General features: G+C 59.2%; 23 protein-coding genes, 1 pseudogene and 1 riboswitch. Of the genes and pseudogenes, 18 read left to right on the top strand and 6 right to left on the bottom strand.

Features of this window, described 5'->3' with window-relative positions; all coding sequences use genetic code 11:
* Positions 1 to 211: 211 nt before the first annotated feature.
* Positions 212 to 871 (bottom strand): NAD(P)-dependent oxidoreductase, encoded by a 660-nt coding sequence (locus tag ORY85_RS07575; RefSeq protein ID WP_274572469.1) that lies wholly within the window; start codon positions 869 to 871, stop codon positions 212 to 214.
* Positions 872 to 1031: 160 nt separating this feature from the next.
* Between ORY85_RS07575 and ORY85_RS07570 the strand changes: the two genes are divergently transcribed.
* The 5 genes from ORY85_RS07570 to ORY85_RS07550 all read left to right on the top strand — a co-directional run bounded on the left by ORY85_RS07570 (position 1032) and on the right by ORY85_RS07550 (position 5235).
* Positions 1032 to 1373, top strand: coding sequence for a helix-turn-helix domain-containing protein (locus ORY85_RS07570; protein WP_274572468.1), 342 nt, complete (start codon positions 1032 to 1034; stop codon positions 1371 to 1373).
* 141 nt (positions 1374 to 1514) lie between these two features.
* Positions 1515 to 2183, top strand: coding sequence for a 5-oxoprolinase subunit PxpB (pxpB, locus tag ORY85_RS07565; RefSeq protein ID WP_274572467.1), 669 nt, complete (start codon positions 1515 to 1517; stop codon positions 2181 to 2183).
* Positions 2183 to 3106, top strand: coding sequence for a biotin-dependent carboxyltransferase family protein (locus tag ORY85_RS07560; protein ID WP_274572466.1), 924 nt, complete (start codon positions 2183 to 2185; stop codon positions 3104 to 3106). The genes pxpB and ORY85_RS07560 overlap by 1 nt, the downstream gene beginning before the upstream one ends.
* Before the next feature lie 64 nt (positions 3107 to 3170).
* Positions 3171 to 3911: a 5-oxoprolinase subunit PxpA gene (gene pxpA, locus ORY85_RS07555; protein ID WP_338578476.1), complete on the top strand. Its 741-nt coding sequence runs from the start codon at positions 3171 to 3173 to the stop codon at positions 3909 to 3911.
* Positions 3912 to 4005: 94 nt separating this feature from the next.
* A complete protein-coding gene (locus ORY85_RS07550; protein WP_274572464.1) occupies positions 4006 to 5235 on the top strand; it encodes a DUF711 family protein in 1230 nt (409 codons plus the stop codon).
* A 243-nt stretch (positions 5236 to 5478) separates the two neighbouring features.
* On the opposite strand, the gene ORY85_RS07545 is transcribed toward ORY85_RS07550, so the two are convergent.
* Positions 5479 to 6273: a hypothetical protein gene (locus ORY85_RS07545; protein WP_338577907.1), complete on the bottom strand. Its 795-nt coding sequence runs from the start codon at positions 6271 to 6273 to the stop codon at positions 5479 to 5481.
* A gap of 64 nt (positions 6274 to 6337) precedes the next feature.
* Here ORY85_RS07545 and ORY85_RS07540 point away from each other — a divergent pair.
* Positions 6338 to 6937 (top strand): annotated as a pseudogene (locus tag ORY85_RS07540) (hypothetical protein).
* A 75-nt stretch (positions 6938 to 7012) separates the two neighbouring features.
* Here the strand turns inward: ORY85_RS07540 and speA are convergent.
* Positions 7013 to 8926, bottom strand: coding sequence for an arginine decarboxylase (gene speA, locus ORY85_RS07535; protein ID WP_274571999.1), 1914 nt, complete (start codon positions 8924 to 8926; stop codon positions 7013 to 7015).
* Between the two features lie 266 nt (positions 8927 to 9192).
* Between speA and ORY85_RS07530 the strand changes: the two genes are divergently transcribed.
* Genes ORY85_RS07530 through ORY85_RS07520 form a run of 3 tightly spaced genes read left to right on the top strand, consistent with a single transcriptional unit; the run spans position 9193 to position 11729 of the window.
* Complete coding sequence (locus ORY85_RS07530; RefSeq protein WP_274571998.1) at positions 9193 to 10404, top strand: M20 family metallopeptidase; 1212 nt, start codon at positions 9193 to 9195, stop codon at positions 10402 to 10404.
* 49 nt (positions 10405 to 10453) lie between these two features.
* On the top strand, positions 10454 to 11293 hold the full coding sequence (locus ORY85_RS07525) for a DUF3100 domain-containing protein (RefSeq protein ID WP_274571997.1): 840 nt from the start codon (positions 10454 to 10456) through the stop codon (positions 11291 to 11293).
* Positions 11277 to 11729, top strand: a complete 453-nt coding sequence (locus tag ORY85_RS07520; RefSeq protein WP_274571996.1) for a hypothetical protein — start codon at positions 11277 to 11279, stop codon at positions 11727 to 11729. Before ORY85_RS07525 ends, ORY85_RS07520 begins: the two co-directional genes overlap by 17 nt.
* Positions 11730 to 11980: 251 nt before the next feature.
* Here the strand turns inward: ORY85_RS07520 and prmA are convergent, their stop codons facing one another.
* The 3 genes from prmA to ORY85_RS07505 form a co-directional block, all read right to left on the bottom strand.
* Positions 11981 to 12868, bottom strand: a complete 888-nt coding sequence (prmA, locus tag ORY85_RS07515) for a 50S ribosomal protein L11 methyltransferase (RefSeq protein ID WP_274571995.1) — start codon at positions 12866 to 12868, stop codon at positions 11981 to 11983.
* A gap of 319 nt (positions 12869 to 13187) precedes the next feature.
* Complete coding sequence (locus ORY85_RS07510) at positions 13188 to 13418, bottom strand: SlyX family protein (RefSeq protein ID WP_274571994.1); 231 nt, start codon at positions 13416 to 13418, stop codon at positions 13188 to 13190.
* A 13-nt stretch (positions 13419 to 13431) separates the two neighbouring features.
* On the bottom strand, positions 13432 to 14748 hold the full coding sequence (locus ORY85_RS07505; protein WP_274572005.1) for a Na+/H+ antiporter family protein: 1317 nt from the start codon (positions 14746 to 14748) through the stop codon (positions 13432 to 13434).
* 499 nt (positions 14749 to 15247) lie between these two features.
* Between ORY85_RS07505 and mutS the strand changes: the two genes are divergently transcribed.
* From mutS to ORY85_RS07455, 9 genes are all read left to right on the top strand, one after another.
* Positions 15248 to 17827: a DNA mismatch repair protein MutS gene (mutS, locus tag ORY85_RS07495; RefSeq protein ID WP_274571993.1), complete on the top strand. Its 2580-nt coding sequence runs from the start codon at positions 15248 to 15250 to the stop codon at positions 17825 to 17827.
* The gene (locus ORY85_RS07490) at positions 17814 to 18344 is read left to right on the top strand and encodes a CinA family protein (protein ID WP_274571992.1); all 531 of its coding nucleotides are present in this window, start codon (positions 17814 to 17816) and stop codon (positions 18342 to 18344) included. The genes mutS and ORY85_RS07490 overlap by 14 nt, the downstream gene beginning before the upstream one ends.
* Positions 18330 to 18509, top strand: a riboswitch (yybP-ykoY riboswitch). (Overlaps the previous gene by 15 nt.)
* Before the next feature lie 6 nt (positions 18510 to 18515).
* On the top strand, positions 18516 to 19091 hold the full coding sequence (locus tag ORY85_RS07485; protein ID WP_274571991.1) for a TMEM165/GDT1 family protein: 576 nt from the start codon (positions 18516 to 18518) through the stop codon (positions 19089 to 19091).
* Between the two features lie 4 nt (positions 19092 to 19095).
* Positions 19096 to 19746 (top strand): TIGR01621 family pseudouridine synthase, encoded by a 651-nt coding sequence (locus ORY85_RS07480; RefSeq protein ID WP_274571990.1) that lies wholly within the window; start codon positions 19096 to 19098, stop codon positions 19744 to 19746.
* Positions 19747 to 19801: 55 nt separating this feature from the next.
* Positions 19802 to 20410, top strand: coding sequence for a hypothetical protein (locus ORY85_RS07475; RefSeq protein ID WP_274571989.1), 609 nt, complete (start codon positions 19802 to 19804; stop codon positions 20408 to 20410).
* A gap of 86 nt (positions 20411 to 20496) precedes the next feature.
* Positions 20497 to 22338, top strand: a complete 1842-nt coding sequence (locus ORY85_RS07470; RefSeq protein WP_274571988.1) for an ABC transporter ATP-binding protein — start codon at positions 20497 to 20499, stop codon at positions 22336 to 22338.
* Positions 22339 to 22621: 283 nt separating this feature from the next.
* Positions 22622 to 22990 carry an NADH-quinone oxidoreductase subunit A gene (gene ndhC / locus ORY85_RS07465; RefSeq protein WP_274571987.1) on the top strand — a complete coding sequence of 123 codons (369 nt, stop codon included), beginning with the start codon at positions 22622 to 22624 and terminating at the stop codon, positions 22988 to 22990.
* Positions 22981 to 23460, top strand: coding sequence for an NADH-quinone oxidoreductase subunit B family protein (locus ORY85_RS07460; RefSeq protein WP_274571986.1), 480 nt, complete (start codon positions 22981 to 22983; stop codon positions 23458 to 23460). Before ndhC ends, ORY85_RS07460 begins: the two co-directional genes overlap by 10 nt.
* 94 nt (positions 23461 to 23554) lie before the next feature.
* On the top strand, positions 23555 to 23785 hold the full coding sequence (locus ORY85_RS07455; RefSeq protein ID WP_274571985.1) for a hypothetical protein: 231 nt from the start codon (positions 23555 to 23557) through the stop codon (positions 23783 to 23785).
* Positions 23786 to 23840: the final 55 nt, after the last annotated feature.

Raw genomic sequence — 23840 nt, 5'->3', positions numbered from 1 at the left:
GGCGGAGCCGGCCCGCGCCACGAAGGCCGCGTGATGGGCGACTGATACCGCCGTTCGGCCGTTCGGCCGCATCAAGGCCGTCTGAAAACGCAGGTTTGCGCATTTTCAGACGGCCTGATTCTATGGGGTATCTGTCCGCATTTCGGCCGTGCCGTTTGCGGCAGGGGTTGGGAGCAGGCGGAACCTGTTGCCCACCCGTTTTCCGAAACGGTTAGGGTGCGGCTACGGTAAACCGCCGGTGCAGGTGTGCCCGCTGTTCCGCATCATCGGCAATGGCAACAGCCAAATCGGCCACGCTGATGCCTGCGGGCTGTACTCCGTCCATCAGCAAATCGTCTTGACCCAAGCGGTACCGGCCGGTGCGTTCTTCGCTGTAACCGGCCTCCGCACCGAGACGCGCGGGCGGGGAAACCATCGCCCAGTTGACATCGCGCCGATCTTGCAGGCCGCGCAGCAGATGGCGGGCGGCATCGGCACCGTCGTAAATTTCCTGCGGAAAGTCGGGCGTATCAATCAGCTGGGTGCCGGGTGCGACAAACAGGCTGCCCGCCCCGCCGACCAGCAGCAGATAGGGAACTTGTGCAGTTTTGGCGGCCTCGACGACGGCATCGGCACCGCGCTTAAAGTCCGCGCCGATATTCGGATTGTCCCAGCCGGGATTGAATGCGCTGATGACGGCATCGAAACCGGCCAGGCGGGCGGCAAAGTCGGGCGCATTGACATCGGCGGTTTCGGCCGACACATTGTCCGCCTGCGTTTGTGCGGCGGGCCGGCGCGAGAAAGCGGTAACGCGGTGGCCGCGTGCGGCCAGTTCGGCGACAACGGCACGGCCGACATAGCCTGTGGCACCGATAACGGCAAATTTCTTCATGATTTTCCTTTCGTTCGGTTGGTGCAATGATGCAGTGGGAGCAGTATAATTTCTAAACTTACTTTCCGTAAGTACTTACAAAAATGTTAGTTTGGAGGTGGTTGTGCAAGATGTTGATATATCGGAGAGAAAAAACGGGGAAAGCGGACGGAGGGGGCGGGTGCTGGCGCAAGACTGCCCGTCGCGACAGATTTTCCAGCACCTGACCAGCCGTTGGGGCGGGCTGGTCATGGCGGTTTTGGCCGGCGGCACCAAGCGTTTCAGCGAAATCCGCCGCGAGATTGAAGGCATCAGCGAACGTATGCTGACCCAGACGCTGCAACAGCTGGAACGGGACGGCATGGTACACCGGCGGGCATTCCCCACCGTGCCGCCCCATGTGGAATATTCGCTGACGGATTACGGGCGGCAGGCAGGGGCGAAAATTGCCGATTTGGCGGACTGGCTGGAAACCAATCTGGCCGCCATTCAGACGGCCGCACCCGATGCGGGCACGGATTGAGCGGGAAGCTGTGGCGGCATACATACGCTTGAATACAGCGGCAACGAAAGCCTGAGAGGGTTGGTTGTGGGTCAAGGGGAACTTGCGTATGATGGCCGAAGGTAAAAACTCTAAACTTTTACTTTTACGCACATCAAAAATATGACGAAAGAATACCAACTGACTGCCGTCAGCGAAAATGCGCTGGCATTTATGTTGCCGCCGCCGGCCGATTTGGGCCGGCAGCGGCGTTTGTGGGCGTTTGCCGATGCGGTATCGGCCTTGGCCGGTGTGGCCGAAACCGTGGTGGGCATGAACAATCTCACCGTGTTTGTGTATGAGGCAGGCCGTCTGAACGACACGGCCGCCGCGCTGGAAGCTTTGTGGCCGAAAGTATCGGCGGCCGATTACCGAGGGCGGCATGTCGAGATTCCCGTACATTACGGCGGCGCGGGCGGCCCCGATTTGGGCGAAGTGGCGGCGTTTCACGCCATTTCGCCCGAAGAGGTAGTGCGGCGGCATACGGAAACGGTGTACACCGTGTTTATGATGGGTTTCCAGCCCGGCTTCCCGTATCTGGGCGGCCTGCCGGAAAACCTGCATACCCCGCGCCGCGCCGTACCGCGTACGCAGGTGGCAGCCGGTTCGGTGGGCATCGGCGGGGCGCAGACGGGCGTGTATCCGTTTGCCTCGCCCGGAGGCTGGCAGATTATCGGGCGCACGGCACTGCCGCTGTTTGATGCGCAAAAAAATCCGCCCACGCTGCTGGCGGCTGGCGATACGGTGCAGTTTGTCGCGGCTTCGGCCGAATATGGATCGGGGGTGGACTGATGTTGGTCATCAAACAGGCCGCCGCACCGGCGGCGGTACAGGATTTGGGGCGTTACGGCCACCGCAGTTCGGGTATCGGCCACGCGGGCGCCATGGATACTTTGGCCTTGCGGGCGGGCAATCTGTTGCTGGGCAACGAGGAACACGCGGCCGCCGTCGAAATCGCTTTGGGCGGTTTGACGCTGGTGTTTGCACGCGATACGGCATTTTGTCTGACCGGCGCGGCCTATGAAGCCGATTTGGACGGCCGCGCGGTGTATTCGTATTGGCGTTATACCGCGCGGGCGGGGCAGACGCTGCGGCTGGTGCGCGCCGTGCAGGGCATGTACGCTTATCTGTGCGTGCAGGGCGGTATCGATGTGCCGGAAGTGCTGGGTTCGCGCAGCACCGACCTGAAAGCCGCATTCGGCGGTTTTCACGGGCGCAGCCTCAAAGCAGGCGACGAACTGCCCACGTTTTCAGACGGCCGCAGCCTGCCCGAAATGGGCATCGCGCCGATTGCGCTCACCGACCGCATCCATGCTCTGCCTTCTTCCGAATATCATCTGTTCAGCCAAAAAGCGCACTACCGCTTCTGGCAGAACGGCTGGACGCTGCAAAGCGACAGCAACCGCATGGGCTACCGTTTCGGCGGCGGCGGATTGGAGCGGGTGCAGGAAGCCGAAATGCTGTCCCATGCCGTACAGTTCGGCACGGTGCAAGTGCCGCCGTCGGGGCAGCCGATTATCCTGATGGCGGATACGCAGACCACCGGCGGCTACCCTAAAATTGCCGCTGTGGCACAGGCCGATTTGGGGCGGCTGGCGCAAATCCGTTTCGGCAGCAAAGTCTATTTTCAGGCGGCCGATGCCGCACAGGCCGCCCGCCTGCTGCGCCGCAACGAAGCCTATCTGAACCAGATCCGCCGCATCGCGGCAGTATAAACGGGAACGGGCGGCGGCCGTTCAGACGGCCTCGTGCGCGTCGGCCGCCGCCGGAGAAGGAAACATCATGCAAGTAGATTTAAACGCCGATTTGGCCGAAGGCTGCGGTAACGACGAGGCATTGCTGCGGCGCGTAACGTCTGCCAACATCTGCTGCGGGCTTCATGCGGGCGGGGCGGCGGACATGGCGGCCGCGCTGGTGTGGGCGAAACAGAACGGCGTGCGTGTCGGCGCGCACCCGAGCTTCCCCGACCGCGAAAACTTCGGCCGACGCACGATGAATTTGCCTGAACACGAATTGCGCGCCCACCTGCGCTACCAATTAGGCGCATTGCAGGCCTTGTGTGCGGCCGCAGGCGTGGAAACGGCCTATGTGAAACCGCACGGTGCGCTGTATAACCAAGCCGCGCAGGATGCGGAATTGGCTGCCGTAATCGCCGATACCGTGCGCGGTTTCAATCCGAACCTGAAACTGATGGCACTTTCCGGCAGCCTGCTGTTGGCGGCGGGTGAAGCGGCCGGATTGGGAACGGTTTCGGAAGTATTTGCCGACCGCCGCTACCTGCCCGACGGCACGCTGGTGCCGCGCACCCGCCCCGATGCACAGGTGGACAGCGACGATGAAGCGGTAGCGCAGGTGTTGCAGATGGTGCGCGAAGGCACGGTAACGGCGGTGGACGGCAGCCGTGTGCCGGTGCGTGCCGACAGCATCTGCCTGCACGGCGACGGCGCGCACGCGCTCGACTTTGCCGACCGTATCCGTGCCGCATTGCAGGCGGCGGGCATCGCGGTGCAGGCCGTCTGAAAAAAACGCGCCGCCTCTATTCCGCAGCAGACGGCTGACGGCATTTTTGAATCGATTTTAATCAGTCAGGCCGTCCGGCCGGAAAGACATTTCGATGCAGGATTTGACACAAAAAGATTTATGCCGCGTGCGCGCGGTAACGGCGTTTACTGTGCTTGGAGCCGACCGTGCCGAATGGCCGCAGATTCTGGGTGAAGCCAAGCGCGAATGCGACCGATTGGCGGCCGCGCTGGCGGCGGGCGGCTACATTGTGCAGTCGGTGCGCATCGTCAGCAATCCGTTCGGCGAATATCTGGATACCGCCGATGCGGCGGCGGCCGGTGAAGGTTTGGCCGAAATCCGGCGCATTTTGGGCGCCCTCAACGAAAACGGTCTGCGTATCCGTTTTGCCGTGGGCGAAGCGCGCACACCGCAGGAAATCGCCCTGCTGCCCGAACTGATCCGCGAATACGGCGATTTGTGCAACGCCTGTGTCAATATCGGGCAGGACGAAAACGGTTTTCTCGACAATGAAACCATCTTGCGCTGCACCGAAGCCGTGGCTGAAATCGCCCGCATCACGCCCGAGGGCATGGGCAACTTTAATTTCACCGTCAATTTTAACTGTGCGCCGCTGATTCCGTATTTCCCCGCATCCTACCATCGCGCCGGCGCGGGTAAATGTCTGGTGCTCGGCTTGGAAACCCCCGACTTGCTGGTGGCTGCGCTGCAAAACCTGAACGGGCAGCCGCAAGAGCAGGCGGCCTTTTTTCAGACGGCCTTTACGGCCATGCGCAACGCCTTGCAGCATCATGTTGATGCGGTGCAGGCTTTGGTGTCGGCGCATGAATTGGGTGCGGGCTGGCATTATGCGGGCATGGACACTTCGGCTGCGCCGTCGAAAAACTGTGCCTCTATGGTAGATGTGTATCGCGGGCTGCGCGTACCGTATTTCGGCGCGGCGGGGACAGTAGAAGCTTCCGCACTGCTCACGCGCGTGTTCAAATCACTTGCCGGTGTGCAGATGCAGGGCTTTTCCGGCCTGATGCTGGCGGTTACCGAAGACGAAGGTTTGGCCGAAGCCACCCGCGCCGACCGGTTCGATATCCGCGCGCTGCTCACTTACAGCAGCGTATGCGGCATCGGTTTGGACACCGTCCCCATTGCGGGCGACACCCCGCCGCAGAAAATCGCCGCCCTGATGCGGGATACCGGAACGATGGCTTTCCGCCTCAACAAACCGCTGACCGTGCGCCTGTTCCCCGTCCCCGGCCTGAAAGCGGGCGACGAAACGCGTTTTGACAGCAGCGATTTGTGCAATTGTGCGGTTTTGGCCGTACCGTAAGGCCGTCTGAAAACACTCCCCCTGCATATCAGGCAGAAAGGAGCCGGCGGCCGTTTGCACGGTATGCAGATTTCCGTTTGGCTCTGTCTGCCGTTTTCTTTTCCCTGCAACAGGAGATAACCATGTCCCAATCTGCCCGGCGCAGCGCCTTAATAGAAAAAGTTTTATATTTAGTAAATCACTACTCCCTAATTTAGACCCAGTCTAACGAGAGTAACTGACATGATTGTGACAGGTTTAGGACTATGGATTTGATTTAAATACCAACCCTCTTGAAAATGATTCTATGAGCATAGGCTCAGTGCCAAATTGCTGGTAATTGTATAAATCCTGTTGTGCCTGCTGATAAAGCCTTTGCCGTTCCGGATTATGGGGATCCGCATCTGCAAGGATTTTCGTGTTACTCACACGCTCGCTTAATTGCCGGATAATATTTTGCCGATGTTCCTCTTGGATATGGCGAACAAATTCACTATTACCTGTATTTAAGATTATTGGGTGTTTTTCTAATCCCTTTAAGTATAAGACTTCAAACTTTTCACCGAGTTTGGGATAACGGACAAACTTTTCTTTAGGATAAGTGGGCACTCCATCCTCTTCAACAGCCGTTGGGCTATCGCCAGACTTCAGAAAAAATTTGGTATGTCTTTGTCCAGATGCATCAACAAATGAAAACACATAACGGAAGGTTCGGTCATTCTCCGCACGGATCAGGGGATTGGTAACCTCAGAAACTGTTTCCATAATGGCATTTGCACGTTCGCCATATCGCACGATGGTTTTCCGGCATAGCCGCCAACCAATACAGTGAATCACTGAGGCTGTAGTAGGTATACAAAGAAATAGAAAAACAACGGGTAGTATTACAAACAACGTGAACCCTGTCATCAAAACTTCGTGCCAATCATCTCCAATACCATTCCAAACGGTCTTTTTAAAAAATAAAAAAACCAATAAAAAACCACAAAAATTGATAAGAAAAGCGAATGTCCACTTTCGTATAATGATGCGGGCAAAAAGAATCGATAAGGTTTTCATTCTTATTTCCTACAAAAGCGTTGTTAACTGATTTGCTTCCAATCTAGATGAATGCCGCCTTCCTATGGGCACCTCGGCCATCGGCCCCGGTTTTCTGACACAAACCGCCACCTTTACCCAAACGCTGATGGCCGGTTTCGGCTTTGTCATTCTGCTGTCCATTTTGTCGGACATCGGCGCGCAGCTCAATATCTGGTGCATCATTACCGTTTTCGGACGGCGCGCGCAGGATATTGCCAACCAAGTGTTTCCCGGCGCGGGCTATTTCCTTGCGCTGCTGACTGTGATGGGCGGGCTGGCGTTCAACATCGGCAACGTTGGCGGTGCGGGCTTGGGGCTGAATCTGCGTATCGGCGATTCTGATTGCCTCGGTCATGCGCGTGATTCTGTTTCCGGCCGTTTTGGGCGTGGTGTCTCAGGGCGTGCAGTTGGACAAAGCCAACCCCGCGTCCACCCCGTTCCAATATGTGGCGGGCAACTTCGGCCTGATTATTTTCGGCATCGTGATTTGGGCGGCGTCGATTACCTCGGTTATCGGTGCGGCTTATACTTCCGTATCCTTAAACACCCGCTGTGGATGACGCCGGCAGGCGTGGTGGTGATCGCCATGGCGGTTCTGAGTGCGCAAACGCTGATTAAATATATCGGCAACCTGATGGCCTGATATTGCCGTCCCGCCGATAAAGAGGCCGTCTGAAAACGCATTATTCAGTGTTTTCAGACGGCCTTTGAGTTTGGATTATGCGGTTTCTCCGTCTTCATCTTCCAAGCTCAGATAGCTGCTTTGTTTGAGTGCGTGGAGAAATTCGGCGGTGAAGAGTTTGCGCTCGGCGGGTTTGAGTTTGGCCCAGCGGGTTTTTTCTTCGAATTTGTTGATGACTTCGTCGGCTTCCAGATGCACATATTTGAGCATGTCTTCGATGGTGTCGTGTTCTTCCATGCCGCCGTATTCGACAGTGCCGTCGTCGCGGACATAGACATTGACCGAGTCGGTGTCGCCGAAGAGGTTGTGCATATCGCCCAGAATTTCCTGATACGCGCCCACCATAAATACGCCCAAGATATACGGCTCGCCCGTTTTGAGTGCGTGAACGGGCATACTCGGTTCGATGCTCTGGCGGTCAACGTATTGGCTGACTTTGCCGTCTGAATCGCAGGTCAAATCCTGTAACACGGCGCGGCGGGACGGTTTTTCGTCCAGACGGTGAATCGGCATAATCGGCAGAACCTGTCCGATGGCCCAGGTGTCGGGCAGGCTTTGGAAGACGCTGAAATTGCAGAAGTATTTGTCGGCCAGTTTGTCGTTCAAATCGTCGTATACCTGCCGCTGGCTGCGTCCGTCGGCGGACAGGCAGGTTTTCATGCGGCGGCACAACACGGCGTGTATCTGTTCGGCCAGTGCTTTTTCCTGCAAGGAAACGCGCCCTTCGATGTAGTTTTCGGTGACTTCGGCCAGATAGTGGCCGACGCGGTAGTAGGTTTCGGTCACCATTTCGCTGTCGATGCCTTTTTCCAGCAGGGCGGCCAGTTTTTGGGTGGCAAACGACCATTCTGCCGTGTTGCCGGTGCCGGGCACGTCTTCGGGCAGGCTTTCCACATCGGTTACGTTCATCACTAAAACGGCATGGTGCGCGGTCATGGCGCGGCCGGATTCGGAAAAGACGTGGGGGTGGGGGATACCGTATTCGTCGCAGTATTCGCGCAACATGGAGATGATGGTGTGCGAATACTCGCCGATGTCGTAATTGATGGAGCTGGTGTTGCGCGAGTGGGTGCCGTCGTAATCCACGCCCAAGCCGCCGCCGACATCGACATAATCGATCGGCAGACCGAGGGTGCGCAGCTCGGCAAAGTAGCGTACGGCTTCTTTGAAGCCGCTGCGGTAGTCGGCGATATTGGAAATCTGCGACCCCATGTGAAAGTGCATCAGGCGCACGGCACCGCCCAAGCCGGCCGCTTTGAGTTTGTCGGCGGCGGAGAGCAGTTGGGCGGCGGAGAGGCCGAATTTGCCTTTTTCGCCGCCGGTGTCGGCCCATTTGCTGGAAGCGAGTGAAGAGAGGCGCACGCGCAGGCCGATATTGGCGGTTACGCCCAGTTTGGCCGATTCCTGTATCACCAAATCCACTTCGGCTTCTTTTTCGATCACGATAAACACTTCGTGGCCGAGTTTCTGCCCCATCAGTGCCAGACGGATAAATTCGCGGTCTTTGTAGCCGTTGCACACAATCGCGCCGCCTTTGGGGGCGAAGGCCAGCACAATCATCAATTCGGGCTTGCTGCCCGCTTCCAGCCCGATGGAGACTTCGTCGTTTTTGGGTACGATGATGTTTTTGACCACGCTTTCCTGCTGATTGACTTTAATCGGATAAATCGCGGTGTAGCGCCCCTGATAATCGTTTTTGCGGATGGAGCGGTTAAATGCGCGGCACAGGCGCAATACGCGGTCTTGCAGAATATCGGGAAAACGGAACAGCATCGGCAGGTCGTGGCCGCGCTCGTTCAATTCGGCAATCAGGCCGTAGAGATCAACCCCGACACCGCTGCTGCGGTTGGGCGTAACGGCCACGCGGCCTTCCTGATTGACGGTGAAATAGCCGTCGCCCCAATGTTTGATACCGTATAAAGATGCGGAATCGGAAATCGTCCAAGTCATGTTCAACCTTTACGAAGTGGTGGATAAAGCCGTGAACCCACGGTGGGGAAGGCAATGATAAGCCAAATCGGCACAGGCGGGGCGAAAAAGCGGCTGCGGAGCGGCAGGCCGTCTGAAAATGCCCCGAAAACGCCCGGCAGCGGCCAGCCAATCCGACAGTATTGCCCGTTTTGATGGCGGTTTGATGACAGGCCGCCGTGCCGGATTTGAGCAGCGGGGACATTTGCGGTACAGTTTTCCCGATTCGGACAAGGACGGAGGGACGGATGCAGATTCAATTGACCGAAGCGGACAAAGCCTATCTGGCGCGTATCCGCCGCACCATACACGCCAAGCCCGAGCTGGCATTTGAGGAATACGAAACTTCGGCACTGATACAGGCCGAATTGGCCGCTTCGGGTATCGAGGTACAGACGGGTTTTGCCGGTACCGGTGTGGTGGGCATTCTGCGCGGGGCGGCCGACGGGCCGGTCATCGGCCTGCGGGCGGATATGGATGCTTTGCCGGTTGCCGAACAGACCGGTGCGGCGTTCAGTTCCACCCGGGCGGGCGTGATGCACGCCTGCGGGCATGACGCGCATACGGCCATGCTGCTGACGGCGGCACGGATACTGGCACGGCAGCGGGCCGATTGGCACGGGACGGTGAAGTTTATCTTCCAGCCCGCCGAAGAAATGCGTGCGGGCGGCAAAAAACTGATTGCCGACGGTGCGCTGCGCGATCCCGATATCGATTGTGTTTACGGTTTCCATGTGTGGCCGGACCTGCCTGCGGGCGTGATCGGCCTGCGCCACGGGGCGCTGATGGCCAGTATGGACGCATTTGAAGTGGTGCTGACCGGCATCGGCGGGCACGGTGCGGCACCGCATCAGGGCATTGATGCCATGGTCGGCGGCGCGCATCTGATTACCGCGCTGCAAAGCATTGCCGGCCGCGAAACCGACCCGCTCGATGCCGTGGTGGTATCGGTCGGCGAGATGTCGGCGGGCAGGGGGTCGAATATCATTGCCGAACAAGCCAGAATCCTCGGCAATATCCGTACCGTCCGCCCGCAGACGCGCCGTCAGGTGCTGGCGGCCTTCGAGCGCATCGTGGGCGGTGTGGCGGCCGCGTTCCGCCTGCGGCACGAAATCCGTTATACCGCCGACTATCCGGTTACGTTCAACCACGACAGCCACGTCGATTTTGCCCGCACCGCGTTTCAGACGGCCTTCGGTGCAGAGTCGGTACGCCTGTTGGAGCAGCCGAGTATGGCGAGCGAGGATTTCGCCTATTATCTGGAACAGGTGCCGGGGGCGTTTATGTTTCTGGGCGTGGGCGACGGGGCGGGCGGCAGCTACAAACTGCACCACGAATGCTTTCTGCCGTCTGAAACGGCACTGTATCACGGGGTGGCGGCCTATTTGGCTTTGGTTGCCAACGGGGCGGCCATACCGCGCGGACGGGAGCAGTCCGGCGGCGCGGCACAGTCTGCCTGACCGTCAGGCCCACTCAATTTAGCAATGGGGCATCCATCAGGAGGAAATCATGGAACGGAAACCGGACCATACGGCCGGCGGGGAACGGCAGATCGGGCAGCTGCTGCGCGACTGGCGGCTGCATCTTTTGGTTTTGGCGATTGTGGTGGCGGCCGAATCGGTCGGCAAAATCAGCTTCAAAGTCGGCGTCGGCTCAATCGTGCTGCTGCCGCTGCTGTATGCACTGGTCATCGGGGCGGCACTGTTTTTTACCCCGCTGGTGGACAGGGAGAGATCGCAGAATGCCGAACCGGTAATTGTGTTGGGCTTGGGCGTGCTGATTGCCAAAATCGGCATCGTCATCGGCCCCAATATCGGCAAACTGGCGCAGATGGGGCCCGCCCTGCTGTTACAGGAGTTGGGCAATTTCGGCACCATTCTGCTGGCTTTGCCGGTGGCGGTTTGGCTGGGTATGAAGCGCGAGGCCGTAGGCATGGTGCATTCCATCGGCCGCGAACCCAATGTCGGCCTGATTGCGTCCAAATACGGCTTCAATTCGCCCGAAGGACGCGGCGTGATGGCGATGTATGTGTTCGGGACGGTGTTCGGTGCGGTTTTTCTGGGACTGCTGGCCGCCGTACTGGCGGCTTACACGCCGCTCAGCCCGCAGGCCTTGGCGATGGCTTCGGGGGTGGGCAGCGGCAGCATGATGGCGGCTTCCAGCGGCTCGCTGATTGCCGCTTTCCCCGAGTCCGAAGAACAGATTATCGCGCTGGCCGGTGCGAGCAACCTGATTTCCACCGCCACCGGCCTGTATGCGAGCCTGTTTGTCGGCCTGCCTTTGACGGAAAAACTTTACGGCCTGCTGACCCGCAGGCATGGAGGAGGGCAACGTGCAGAAAATCATTGAATGGGGTTTGGTGCTGGCGGTTTTCTGTGCCGTCAATCTGGCGGGCAATGCGCTCGGTTCGCCCGATGCAGCATGGGACGGGGCGGCAGGCGGTATGCTGATTCTGCTGGCGGTGGCACTGGCGGGTATGGTATTGGCCGAAGTGCTGCCTTTCAGGCTGCCGAGCATTGCCTATATCACGCTCATCGGCGTGCTGATTTCGCTGCCGCAGATGCCGGGGTCGGCCGAAGTGGTGCGCCTGACCGGCCAAATCAGCCTGTTGTCGATTACCACGCCGATTCTGGCTTATGCCGGTGTTTCCATCGGCCGCAATCTGGCGGATTTCCGGCGGCTGGGCTGGCGCGCGCTGCTGGTGGCCGTGCTGGTGTTCGTCGGAACTTATCTCGGCTCGGCCGTGGTGGCGGAAGCGGTATTGCGCTGGCAGGGTTTGGTCTGAATCCGGGCCAAAAACCAACAGGCCGTCTGAAAATGAGCTGCGGTTTTCAGACGGCCTTATATATTGACCTTAAATATATTACAGACGTTCAATGGGATATATGGGCTGCCCGGACATTGCCGTCGCGGCTGTTTGGAAAACGGGTGGCCGATTTCCGCTATCGGACCCGTGTGGTGGGTGTGCGTCAATCAGGCCGTCTGAAAACAGTAAAAACGGCTTTTCAGACGGCCTGATGATGGTGCTGTGCGGGGTCAGCGTTTCACGCCGCTCAGACAGGCCCAGCCGTTGTCGGTAACGGCGGGGGCGAGGTCGAACCACCGGCTGTAAATGCCGCCCAGTTCCGCCGCCTGTTCTTCGAGCAGGCCGGAAAGGACGATGCGGCCGCCCCGGCGGGTGCGTCCGGCCAGCATGTCGGCGAGCAGGCGCAGCGGATTGGCCAGAATATTGGCGACGACTAAGTCGAATTCGCCTTCCGGCAGGGCGTCAGGCAGATAAAATTCGGCTTGGACGCGGTTTTGGGCGGCGTTGTCGTTGCTGGCGGCGATGGCCTGCGGGTCGATGTCCACGCCCACGGCACTGCCCGCGCCCAGTTTGAGGGCGGCAATGGCCAGAATGCCCGAGCCGCAGCCGTAATCCAGTACGCGTTCGCCGCCTTGCAGATGGTTGTCCAGCCATTGCAGGCACAGATGGGTGGTAGGGTGGCTGCCGGTGCCGAAGGCCAGGCCGGGATCCAGTTGCAGATTGACGGCAGCGGTGTCGGGGGCGTCGTGCCAGGAAGGGGTAATCCACAGCCGGTCGGAAATCTGAATCGGCTCGAACTGCGATTGGGTCAGGCGCACCCAGTCCTGTTCGGGCAAAAGCTCGACCTGATAATCGGGCATTTCGATGCCCGCTGTTTCGGCGGCGGCGCGGATCAGCGGTTCGATGTCGGCGGTTTCGTCGAAGAGGGCGATGATTTTGCTGCGCTGCCAGACGGGTTCGGCGGGCATACCCGGTTCGCCGAACAGAGCCTGTTCTTCGTCGGTGCCGGCGTAGGCGTCTTCAATGGCGGCAGAGAGTGCGCCTTCGGCCATTAAGGCATCGGAGAGGGCTTCGGCAAAGCGTTCGCCCACGGCGAATGTGGCTTGTTGGTAGGGCATGGTGGGTTTCCTTGATAAAGAGAATGCGTCAGGTGCGATTGTAGCGGATAAGGAGCGGGAAAACACGGTTTTAGCTTCGCAGAAATAGTGCTCCGCACTACTTTCAGACGGCCTTTATGGGTTGGCAGCCGTCTGAATGGTTATACCAAACGTAGGTCGGATACTTGTTATCCGACATTCTTTCCCGCAATCGGTTGCGGCGGTGTCGGAATCGAGAATCCGACCTACATTACTGTTGATGTCCAGGGCAGTGGTTGTTGATAAATTTTAAGAGGTCTGTTTGAGGCCGTCTGAAAACCGCAGCGGCGGGCGATGTGTGTCAATAATGCGGCGGGATTTCGTCGGCGGGGGCGAAGCCTTCTGTGCCGCCGTCGGCCGATTTTTCCTGTAATTTCTGATACAGCAGCCGCAGTTGCGCCTGTTGCAGGGCGACGGTACGGTTCAGTGCCGCTACGGTATCGTTGAGGCTTTGCAGCAGGTCGTCTTGCAGTGCCAGACGGATTTCCAGCTCGGTCAGGCGGCTATCGTCATCGTTGTCCGGGGCGTGCATCGCATACTCCAAATTACAGTACCATCGCCGCCACCCAGCCTGCGGCCGTCAGCGGCAGATTGTAGTGCAGGAAGGTGGGGATAACGGTGTCGCGCATATGGTTGTGCTGACCGTCGGCATTCAGACCGGCCGTGGGGCCGAGGGTGGAGTCGGAAGCGGGCGAACCTGCATCGCCCAGCGCGCCGGCTGTGCCGATGAGGGCGACGGTGGCCAAGGGCGAGAAGCCCATGCCCATACACAGCGGCACATAAATGGCGGTGATAATCGGCAGGGTGGAAAATGAAGAACCGATGCCCATCGTGACCAGCAGGCCGACGGCCAGCATGGCCAGTGCCGCCATGCCTTTGCTGCCCGCAAACAGCGAAGCGGCCGATTCCACCAAAGGCGCAATCGCGCCGGTTTCCTTCATCACTTCGGCAAACCCCTGTGCGGCAATCATGATAAAGCCGATCATCGCCATCATTTTCACACCGCTGTCGAACACGTTATCGGCATCGCGCCATTTCACCACGCCGGCGGCCATAAAGACGGCAAATCCGACCAGTGCGCCTAAGAGCAGGGAGTCGGTAAACAGCTGTACGCCGAAAGAAACGGCAATGGCCGCCAGTGCGACCAAGCTGCGGTAACGTGAAGGCGGCCCGCTGTCGGCCGCTGTTCCGGCCTGTACCGTGCCGCTTCGGTAGGCGCGCGGTTTGCGGTAGCTGACAAAAACGGCGGTCAGAAGGCCGGCCGTCATGCCCAGTGCAGGAATGGCCATCGCCTGCATCACGTTGATGTTTTCAACCGGCATGCCGGACTTGGCAATATTGCCCAGCAGAATCTGTTTGAGAAAAATTTCGCCGAAACCGTAAGGCAGAAACATATAGGTGGTAACTAGGCCGAAAGTCATCACGCAGCCGAGCAGGCGGCGGTCGGTTTGCAGGCGGTTGAACAGCGGCAGCAGCGGCGGAACCAGCAGCGGGATAAAGGCGATGTGGATCGGAATCAGGTTTTGGCTCATGATGCTGACGGCCGCCAGCAGAATCAGCAGCATCCATTTGATTCTGCTGCCGGTATCGGACCGGTTCAGGCGCAGTGTGATGGTGTCGGCCAGCATTTTGGGCAGGCCGGAATGGGCGATGGCCACGGCAAACGCGCCCAAGAGGGCATATGAGAGTGCGATTTGTGCGCCGCCTGCCAGTCCGCGCTGGAAAACGGTCAGGGTTTCAGTCAGCCCCATGCCCGCAAGCAACCCGCCTGCAAGCGCACCCAGCAGCAGGCTGAGTACGACGTGCAGGCGGCACAGAGAGAGAATCAGCATCACAGTAACGGCAGCAGCAACAGCATTCATCATTAAGTTATCTTTCCCAGGCTTCGGTTCCCAGCCGTTCCGCAGCCTGATGTGTTGTTGGTGTTAAAGAAATGTATCATAACATGACAGGAATTTACCTGATTATTTATTGTATACCTTCTCCGCCGCCCCGTGCCGGGTGGCAGATTCGGTCTGCCGGTACGGCGGGCGGCCATATCATTTTTAACAATAACAAGAGAAAGTTTTTATCTTGCTTTATGCCGTTATATTTTTTGAGATTTCGCTGATCGCGGCGGTGTTGGGTTTCGGCAGCATTGCCGGCAGTAGGCGGGTATGGCCAAACTCCTGCTTTTCGGCTTCTTGACTCTGTCGGTTCTGTCGTTTTTCTTCGGCCGGCGGAAGTAACCCGCAGCTCTTGGCGGTTTGAACAAATAATTTGAAGCAGCCGAATATGGTAAGGCCGTCTGAAAAGTGATTTTCAGGCGGCCTTGTCCGTTTGGTACAATGTACCGGTATTTTTCCGTCAGACCGTGTGAAAATGAGCAAATCCCCCGTTTCGCCCATGATGCAGCAGTATCTGGGCATCAAAGCCGACCATGCGGACAAGCTGCTGTTTTACCGTATGGGTGATTTTTACGAGCTGTTTTTCGATGATGCGGCCGAAGCGGCCGGACTGCTCGACATCACGCTCACCACGCGCGGCCAGATGAACGGCGAGCCGATTCAGATGGCCGGTGTGCCGTATCATGCCGCCGAACAGTATCTGGCGCGTCTGGTGAAAATGGGCCGGAGCGTCGCCATCTGCGAGCAGGTGGGCGAAGTGGGCGCGGGCAAAGGGCCGGTGGAGCGCAAGGTGGTGCGCATCGTTACCCCCGGCACGCTGACCGATGCCGCACTGTTGGAAGACAAGGAAACCAACCGCATTGCGGCCGTCTGTACGGCCGACAAAAAACAGTTCGGCCTGGCGTGGGCATCGCTGCAAAGCGGCGAGTTTAAGGTCAAGCTGATTGCACCGGCCAAGCTGGCCGACGAGCTGGCACGCCTGGCTGCCGCCGAAATCCTGCTGGCCGACCGGCCGTCCGCACCCGATATTCTGCTGCCGCAGGCCAATATCACGCGGCTGAATGCCTGGCAGTTTGCTGCCGACAGCGGGTTTGCTCTGCTGACGCGCTATTTCGGCAGTCAGGATTTGCAGGGTTTCGGCCTGAATCTGGAAGAACACGCCGCCGCCATCGGTGCGGCGGGCGCGCTGCTCAACTATATCCGGCTGACCCAGTCGCAACTGCCCGCCCATCTGGACGGGCTGTCGCTGGAAACCGAATCGCAGTACATCGCGATGGATGCGGCCACGCGGCGCAATCTGGAACTGACCGCCACGCTCGGCGGCAAAAAATCGCCCACCCTGTTTTCCGTTACCGACCGCTGTGCGGGCAATATGGGCAGCCGCCTGCTGGCGCAATGGCTGCACCACCCCCTGCGCAACCGCAGCCATATCCGTCAGCGGCAGGGTGCGGTGGCGGCTTTGCTGAACGATGCCGCGCGCGTGCATGGCCGTCTGAAAAATGTGGCCGATTTGGAAAGAATCAGCGCGCGCATTGCCGTCGGCTCGGCCCGCCCGCGCGATTTGAGTGCTTTGCGCGACAGTTTGTCCGAGCTGGCCGGTCTCACGCTGCCCGCTTCGCCGCTGCTCGATACCTTGGGGCAGACGTTTCCCGAAGGCGCGGCGGTGGCGCAGATGCTGCACCGCGCCGTGCTGCCCGAACCGGCGGTGTGGCTGCGCGACGGCGGCGTCATCAATACCGGCTATTCGGCCGAATTGGACGAGCTGCGCCATATCCAAAGCCACGGCGGCGAGTTTCTGGCCGCGCTCGAAGCGCGCGAACGCGAACGCACGGGGCTGTCCACTTTGAAAGTCGAGTTTAACCGCGTTCACGGTTTCTATATCGAGCTGTCGAAAATCCAAGCCGTTTCCGCGCCCGAAGACTACCAGCGCCGCCAAACGCTGAAAAATGCCGAGCGGTTTATCACGCCCGAACTGAAAGCGTTTGAAGACAAGGTGCTGACGGCGCAGGACAACGCGCTGGCATTGGAGAAAAAACTTTATGACGAACTGCTGGTGCGCCTGCAAGCCGAACTGCCGCTGTTGCAGCGTACCGCCAAAGCCGCCGCCACACTCGATGTGCTGTGCAGTTTTGCCGTGCTGGCGGCCGAGGCGGACTATTGCGCGCCCGAATTTGTCGATTATCCGTGCCTCGAGATTTCAGACGGCCGCCACCCCGTAGTCGAGCGGCAGGTGGCGCATTTTCATGCCAACGATACCCGTCTGGACCACAAACACCGCCTGATGCTGCTCACCGGCCCCAATATGGGCGGCAAATCCACCTATATGCGCCAAGTCGCGCTGATTGTGCTGCTGGCGCACGCCGGTGCGTATGTACCGGCCAAGGCAGTGAAAATCGGCCCCGTCGATCAGATTTTTACCCGCATCGGTGCCAGCGACGATTTGGCGGGCAACCGCTCCACGTTTATGGTGGAAATGAGCGAAACGGCCTATATCCTGAACCATGCCACCGAACAGTCGCTGGTGTTGGTGGACGAAGTCGGGCGCGGCACGTCCACCTTTGACGGGTTGGCTCTGGCGCGGGCGGTTGCCGAACATTTGTTGCAGAAAAACCGCTCGTTCAGCCTGTTTGCCACCCACTATTTTGAACTGACCGCGCTGCCCGAGCAGTATCCGGCAGCGGTCAACCGCCATCTGGCTGCCTTGGAAGAGGGGCGCGATATTGTCTTTCTGCACCGAATCGAACCCGGCCCGGCCAGCAAAAGCTACGGCATTGCGGTGGCCAAGCTGGCCGGACTGCCCGCGCGCGCGCTCAAAGCCGCGCAACAGTATCTGCAGCAGTTGGAAAGTGCGGCCGCACAAGGGCAGAACCAATTGGATATTTTTGCCGAGCGGCCGTCTGAAAACGCAGTATCCGCCGTTTTGCCCGAAGCCGTCCGCTGCCTGCTCGATGCGCTGGACGGTATCCAGCCCGACCATTTCAGCCCGCGCGAAGCCTTGGATAAACTTTATGAAATCAAACAGTGGGCACAGGAGGCGGAAGATGGAACAGATTGAAGCGGCGATGGCTAAATTGGCCGCGCGGTTGGCACAAAGCGGCCAGACGGTAGCAGCGGCGGAGTCGTGCACCGGCGGACTGGTGGCCGCCGCACTGACTGAGCTGCCCGGCAGTTCGGCCTGGTTTCATCAGGGCTGGGTCACATACAGCAATGAGGCCAAGCAGCAACAGCTGGGCGTGCGCGCCGAAACGTTGGCGGCATTCGGAGCGGTCAGTTGTGAAACCGTTGCCGAAATGGCGCTCGGTGCGCGGCGGATTGCCTGTGCGGATTGGGCTTTGGCGGTCAGCGGCATTGCGGGGCCGGGCGGCGGTTCGGCGGAAAAACCGGTAGGGACGGTGTACTTCGCGCTGGCCGGTGCTTCGGGTGTGCAAACGCGCCAATGCCGTTTTTCAGGCGGCCGCAGTGCGGTACGCGGACAGGCGGCGGCATTTGTTTTGGACTGGCTCTCGGCCGTGCTGGACGGGCAGGCCGTTGCCGGCGGGGGCGATTCGGCATATAATACAGCCTGCTCTTAGGGGAGTAGCCATGCGGCCGCGTGCCGCAGCGTGCATCAACATAATTGCCGCCCGTTGCGGCATGGTGCGCGCACCCTGATTTTCAGCGGCAGGCAAGACTTAAGATATATCCGGCGGCGGCAGGCGCGCGGGGTATATCTTTTTTGTTTGCCTGCCGTTCGGAGTATGGAGATGGAAGCGTTTTGGTATTCGACCGCCGGTGTGCTGTTTGCCGAAATCGGCGACAAAACCCAATTGCTCGCGCTGTTTCTGGCCGCGCGTTTCCCGCAGAAAAAAGCGGTGATTGCCGGTATTTTGGCTGCAACCCTGCTCAATCATGCCGTTTCGGCGGTGTTCGGTGCGTGGCTGGCTCAGACTGTGCCGCCCGGTGTGGTGAAATGGCTGGTGGGTTTGAGCTTTATCGCGGTCGGACTGTGGCTGCTGGTGCCGGACAAAGACGGCGGCGGGGACGATGGCCGCTGGCTCAAATACGGCGCATTTGCCGCTACGGCCGTGCTGTTTTTTCTGGCCGAAATCGGCGACAAAACCCAGATTGCCACGGTGCTGCTGGCGGCCAAATATCAGGCGGCGTTTGCCGTGATGTGCGGCAGCACGCTGGGGTTGATGCTGGCCAATGTGCCGGCGGTATATCTGGGCGACGCGCTGTTGCGGCGGATTCCGGCGCAAACCGTGCGCCGCATTGCCTGCGCGGTGTTTTGTCTGCTGGGTGTGCTGACGCTGGCGGGCGGCAGCTTGGTTTTGGGGTGATGCCGTGTTTGAGATGGTTTTCCGCCACCGTGATTTTGTGCTGATTGACAAGGCGGCCGGCGTGTCGGTGCACAGCGGTGAAAACGGCAGCCTGACGGCGGCGGTGGCCGCTGCGGCCGGAGTGCCGCGCGTCTGGCTGGTGCACCGTTTGGACAAACCGACAAGCGGCCTGCTGCTGTTGGCACTCAATGCCGAAGCGGCGGGTGTGTTCGGCCGGATGTTTGCACAGCGGCAGGTGGCGAAAACCTATCTCGCGCTCAGCCCCGACCGGCCGAAAAAGAAGCAGGGCAGGATACGCGGCGGCATGGCGAAAGCGCGCGGCGGGGCATGGAAACTGACCCGAGGGCGTGACAACGAAGCGGTTACCGACTTTCACACCGCGCCGTTTTCAGACGGCCTGCGCTGGTTTGTGCTGCGGCCGCAGACGGGGCGCACCCATCAATTGCGGGTGGCGATGAAAAGTCTGGGCAGCCCGATTTTGGGCGATACGCTTTACGGCGGGCGGGCAGCGGAACGGCTGTTTTTGCACGCGGCCGTATTGGCGTTTGAATACGGCGGCGAAAAATTTGTTTTCCGCCGCCTGCCGGCCCCGCCGTGGCCGCCGCTGCCCGATGCGTTACGCACACCGGCGGCGGATTTACCGAGTGCAACTTAATTTAACGCCGTCCGCTTTTATGATGGCGGCCGGATTGACGATGAAAAGACCGGAAATGATGTGGAAAATCATTCGATGCCTGACGGTATGCGGCCTGCTGTCGGCGGGGCAGGCGCAGGCGGCTTCCTATATCTGCCAGTTGAACGGCAAAGCGGTGTTCGCCAGCGAGAAAATCGGAGCAGACTGCCAATTATCGGTGATGAACGGCATCAGCGGCGAGGCGGACGGTACGGCGGCGTCGGCAGATTACGATGCCGTCAGCCGCGTCGTGGAAAAAGAAATGTTCGGCGCGTATGACGATGTGAAAATCCTGCCGCGTACCGAGCCTGCCGTCGCAAGCCGGCCGGCGGCCGCACCCAGGCTGGAAGTGCGCCTGCGCAACGGCGGCAATGGAGGGAAAAAGGCAGCCGCACGCGTCCCTGTGCGGGCGGCGGCTCCCGTACGCGCCGCACCGCCTGCCGCCGCCATGCCTGCGGTCAGGCCGCAGTTGAGCCGCCGCCAGATTCTGCAGCGCGAAATCGGCAACGAGCGGGCGGCGCTCAACAGTGCCAAAGCCCGTTTGGAAGCGGCCAAAAGAAGCGGCGGCAATACGGCCGCGCTGTTGCAGACGGTGCGCGACCGCGAAGCCAATCTGCGTGCCTTACAGCGTGAGCTGGGCAGTTGAATTTCCGGGCACGGCCGCTGTGCCTGCCGTTTTCAGACGGCCCGGTCTAGGCCGTCTGAAAATCCGTTTTTAGTGCTAGATAAAGAATGATGGACAGAATATTCCGCTGGTTTGAATCCCGCATCGAAATCTATCCCGAAGCGCTGCCGGCAGCCGATGGACGCGGCCTGCTGCGCTTTATCTGGTCGGGCATGGAGGGCGTGCGCGGCTGGATTCTGGTGCTGGCGGTGATGACGGCGGGCAACGGCATGGTTGAAGCCTTGCTGTTTCAGTTTATGGGCAAACTGGTGGACTGGCTGACGGCGTACACGCCGCAGACGCTGTGGGCGGAGAAAGGCGGCCTGCTTCTCGGTATGGCGGCGGTGCTGGTGTTTTCCGTACTGTGGCACTTTGCTGCCACCAATGTGCGGTTGCAAACCTTGCAGGGCGCGTTTCCGATGCGGCTGCGCTGGAATTTCCACCGCCTGATGCTGGGGCAGAGCCTGGGTTTTTATCAGGACGAATTTGCCGGGCGTGTGTCGGCCAAAGTGATGCAGACGGCCTTGGCTGTGCGCGATGTGGTGATGACCGCAGCCGATATGGTGGTGTATGTCGGTGTGTATTTTATTACGTCGGGCGTGATTCTCGTCTCGCTTGATGCATGGCTGCTGCTGCCGTTTGTCTGCTGGCTGGCCGCGTTCGGCACCATTATGCGTTTCGTGATCCCGCGTCTGGCGCAAACCGCGCAAAGGCAGGCTGATGCGCGCAGCCTGATGACTGGCCGCATTACCGATGCCTATTCCAATATCGCCACGGTCAAGCTGTTTTCCCACGGTGCGCGCGAAGCCAAATACGCCAAGCAGTCGATGCAGGAGTTTATGGTAACCGTGTACGCGCAGATGCGGCTGGCCACCACGCTCGACATTCTCTGCTACATCGTCAATATTTCGCTCACACTCTCCACCGCCGCCTTGGGCGTCTGGCTGTGGCATCAGGGGCAGGTCGGTGTGGGTGCGGTGGTGGCGGCTACGGCGATGGCGCTGCGGGTCAACGGCTTGTCGCAATACATCATGTGGGAGTCTGCGCGCCTGTTTGAAAACATCGGCACGGTCAATGACGGTATGCGCACGCTGTCCAAACCGCATACCATCACCGACAAACCCGGTGCGCTGCCTTTGAGCATCACACATGGCGAAATCCGCTTTCAGGACATCGACTTCGGCTACGAAGCGGGGCGCAACGTGCTGCACAACTTCAACCTGACGATACGTGCGGGCGAAAAAGTCGGCCTGATCGGCCGCAGCGGTGCGGGCAAGTCCACCATCGTCAATATGCTGCTGCGCTTTTACGAACCGCAGAACGGCCGCATTACGATAGACGGTCAAGACATCCGTGAGGTAACTCAGGAGAGCCTGCGCGCGCAGATCGGCTTGGTAACGCAGGACACCGGACTGCTGCACCGTTCGGTGCGCGACAACATCATCTACGGCCGCCCCGAAGCGGGCGAGGCGGAAATGATTTCGGCGGCCGAGCGTGCCGAAGCGGCGGACTTTATCCCCGCCCTGTCCGATGCCAAAGGGCGGCGCGGCTACGATGCCCATGTCGGCGAGCGCGGCGTGAAACTGTCCGGCGGCCAGCGGCAGCGCATCGCCATTGCGCGGGTGATGCTGAAAGACGCGCCGATTCTGCTGCTGGACGAAGCCACCAGCGCGCTCGATTCCGAAGTGGAGGCGGCCATTCAGGACAGTTTGGACAAGATGATGGCGGACAAAACCGTGATTGCCATCGCCCACCGCTTATCCACCATTGCCGCAATGGACCGTCTGATTGTGCTGGATAAAGGCCGCATCGTGGAAGCGGGCAGTCATGCCGAGCTGCTGGCGAAGAAAGGGCTGTATGCGTCTTTGTGGGCGCGCCAGAGTGGCGGCTTTTTGAGTGCGGATGATTAACGGACGGAAGAAATGTGCGGAGGCCGTCTGAAAAGCGGGTCAGGGCGTTTTTTCATCCCTGCCGTTTTTCAGACGGCCTTTTATATCCCTGCCGAGACATTCCTGCTAACAGTTTGATTTACTTTCATTTTAAAGCAAAACAATAACCATTATCAACTATATGCTTGAAAATATTGGATTTTCTGCGCTTTTTTTGCCCGAGCGTCTTTAATTTAAAAGGGAATTTCGCTACAATCCGCCGGTTTGCAGGCGCGTTCTGCGTTTACCGTACAGGTGTCAAGCCATGTTGGCCAATTATTTTCCCGTACTCATCTTTCTTGCGGTCGGTCTGATTGCCGGTATCGTGTTTCTTTTATTGGGCAATATTCTCGGCCCCAAACACCATTATGCGGAAAAAGACGCGCCGTTCGAATGCGGTTTCGAGGCATTTGAAAACGCGCGCATGAAGTTTGACGTACGCTATTACCTGGTGGCGATTCTGTTTATCCTGTTTGATTTGGAAGTCGCTTTCGTCATCCCCTGGGCCGTGGTGTATAAAGAATTGATGGCAGAAACAGGCATGTTTGCGTTTTGGCCGATGTTTGTGTTCATCGTCGTGCTGACGGTGGGCTTTGTTTACGAATGGAAAAAAGGTGCGCTGGAATGGGAATAGAAGGCGTTTTGAACAAAGGCTTTGTTACCGCCAGCGCGGATACGGTGCTGAACTATGTGCGCACGGGTTCTTTGTGGCCGGTAACATTCGGTCTGGCCTGCTGTGCGGTGGAGATGATGCAGGCCGGTGCGGCGCGTTACGACCTTGACCGTTTCGGTATCATTTTCCGCCCCTCGCCGCGCCAGTCGGATCTGATGATTGTGGCCGGTACGCTGTGCAACAAAATGGCACCCGCATTGCGCCGCGTGTACGACCAAATGGCCGAACCGCGCTGGGTGCTGTCGATGGGCTCGTGTGCCAACGGCGGCGGTTATTACCATTATTCCTATTCTGTGGTGCGCGGCTGCGACCGCATTGTGCCGGTGGACGTGTATGTTCCGGGCTGTCCGCCCACGGCCGAAGCGCTGATTTACGGCCTGATCCAACTGCAAGGTAAAATCAAGCGAACTTATACCATCGCCCGCCATTAATATATGAATATCGTGTAAACTGTGGCCGCCTTCCGCCAATGGCGGACGGTGATTCTGTTTTTTCGCTTAATTGATTTTAACTAGGAGATGAACGATGAATGGAAAATCGAACTGGGCTACGGTGATGACGGTGGTGTCTGCGGTGCTGGCCGTGCTGGCGATGACGGTTACTTCTTTGGGCGGTTTGTGGATTCCCGCCCTGTTGGTGGCGGCTGCGGCATTGGTGCTGTCGCTGCTCTTTGCCGCCGGCGGCCGCAGACTGCTGCTGGTTGTGATCAATATTGCGGTTTTGATCTGTTTGGGCAGTCCGCTGCTGCTGGCCTGACGCTAAACGGCTGAACAGATAAAAATTGCAGCCTGCGCAGCCCGTGCCGTTTTCA

The organism is Neisseria leonii, assembly GCF_028776105.2.
Taxonomy (GTDB): Bacteria; Pseudomonadota; Gammaproteobacteria; order Burkholderiales; family Neisseriaceae; genus Neisseria; species Neisseria leonii.
This window is presented reverse-complemented; position numbering and strand designations above follow the sequence as displayed.

What these genes read in the sequence shown, in the direction of transcription:
- prmA (WP_274571995.1), bottom strand. Translation starts at nt 12,868, where the DNA reads ATGCCCTACCAACAAGCCACATTCGCCGTGGGCGAACGCTTTGCCGAA.
- ORY85_RS07510 (WP_274571994.1), bottom strand. Translation starts at nt 13,418, where the DNA reads ATGCACGCCCCGGACAACGATGACGATAGCCGCCTGACCGAGCTGGAA.
- ORY85_RS07525 (WP_274571997.1), top strand. Translation starts at nt 10,454, where the DNA reads ATGGAACGGAAACCGGACCATACGGCCGGCGGGGAACGGCAGATCGGG.
- ORY85_RS07490 (WP_274571992.1), top strand. Translation starts at nt 17,814, where the DNA reads ATGGAACAGATTGAAGCGGCGATGGCTAAATTGGCCGCGCGGTTGGCA.
- speA (WP_274571999.1), bottom strand. Translation starts at nt 8,926, where the DNA reads ATGACTTGGACGATTTCCGATTCCGCATCTTTATACGGTATCAAACAT.
- pxpB (WP_274572467.1), top strand. Translation starts at nt 1,515, where the DNA reads ATGACGAAAGAATACCAACTGACTGCCGTCAGCGAAAATGCGCTGGCA.
- ORY85_RS07455 (WP_274571985.1), top strand. Translation starts at nt 23,555, where the DNA reads ATGAATGGAAAATCGAACTGGGCTACGGTGATGACGGTGGTGTCTGCG.
- ndhC (WP_274571987.1), top strand. Translation starts at nt 22,622, where the DNA reads ATGTTGGCCAATTATTTTCCCGTACTCATCTTTCTTGCGGTCGGTCTG.
- ORY85_RS07545 (WP_338577907.1), bottom strand. Translation starts at nt 6,273, where the DNA reads ATGAAAACCTTATCGATTCTTTTTGCCCGCATCATTATACGAAAGTGG.
- mutS (WP_274571993.1), top strand. Translation starts at nt 15,248, where the DNA reads ATGAGCAAATCCCCCGTTTCGCCCATGATGCAGCAGTATCTGGGCATC.
- ORY85_RS07460 (WP_274571986.1), top strand. Translation starts at nt 22,981, where the DNA reads ATGGGAATAGAAGGCGTTTTGAACAAAGGCTTTGTTACCGCCAGCGCG.
- ORY85_RS07485 (WP_274571991.1), top strand. Translation starts at nt 18,516, where the DNA reads ATGGAAGCGTTTTGGTATTCGACCGCCGGTGTGCTGTTTGCCGAAATC.
- ORY85_RS07560 (WP_274572466.1), top strand. Translation starts at nt 2,183, where the DNA reads ATGTTGGTCATCAAACAGGCCGCCGCACCGGCGGCGGTACAGGATTTG.
- ORY85_RS07505 (WP_274572005.1), bottom strand. Translation starts at nt 14,748, where the DNA reads ATGAATGCTGTTGCTGCTGCCGTTACTGTGATGCTGATTCTCTCTCTG.
- ORY85_RS07575 (WP_274572469.1), bottom strand. Translation starts at nt 871, where the DNA reads ATGAAGAAATTTGCCGTTATCGGTGCCACAGGCTATGTCGGCCGTGCC.
- ORY85_RS07530 (WP_274571998.1), top strand. Translation starts at nt 9,193, where the DNA reads ATGCAGATTCAATTGACCGAAGCGGACAAAGCCTATCTGGCGCGTATC.
- ORY85_RS07475 (WP_274571989.1), top strand. Translation starts at nt 19,802, where the DNA reads ATGATGTGGAAAATCATTCGATGCCTGACGGTATGCGGCCTGCTGTCG.
- ORY85_RS07550 (WP_274572464.1), top strand. Translation starts at nt 4,006, where the DNA reads ATGCAGGATTTGACACAAAAAGATTTATGCCGCGTGCGCGCGGTAACG.
- ORY85_RS07470 (WP_274571988.1), top strand. Translation starts at nt 20,497, where the DNA reads ATGATGGACAGAATATTCCGCTGGTTTGAATCCCGCATCGAAATCTAT.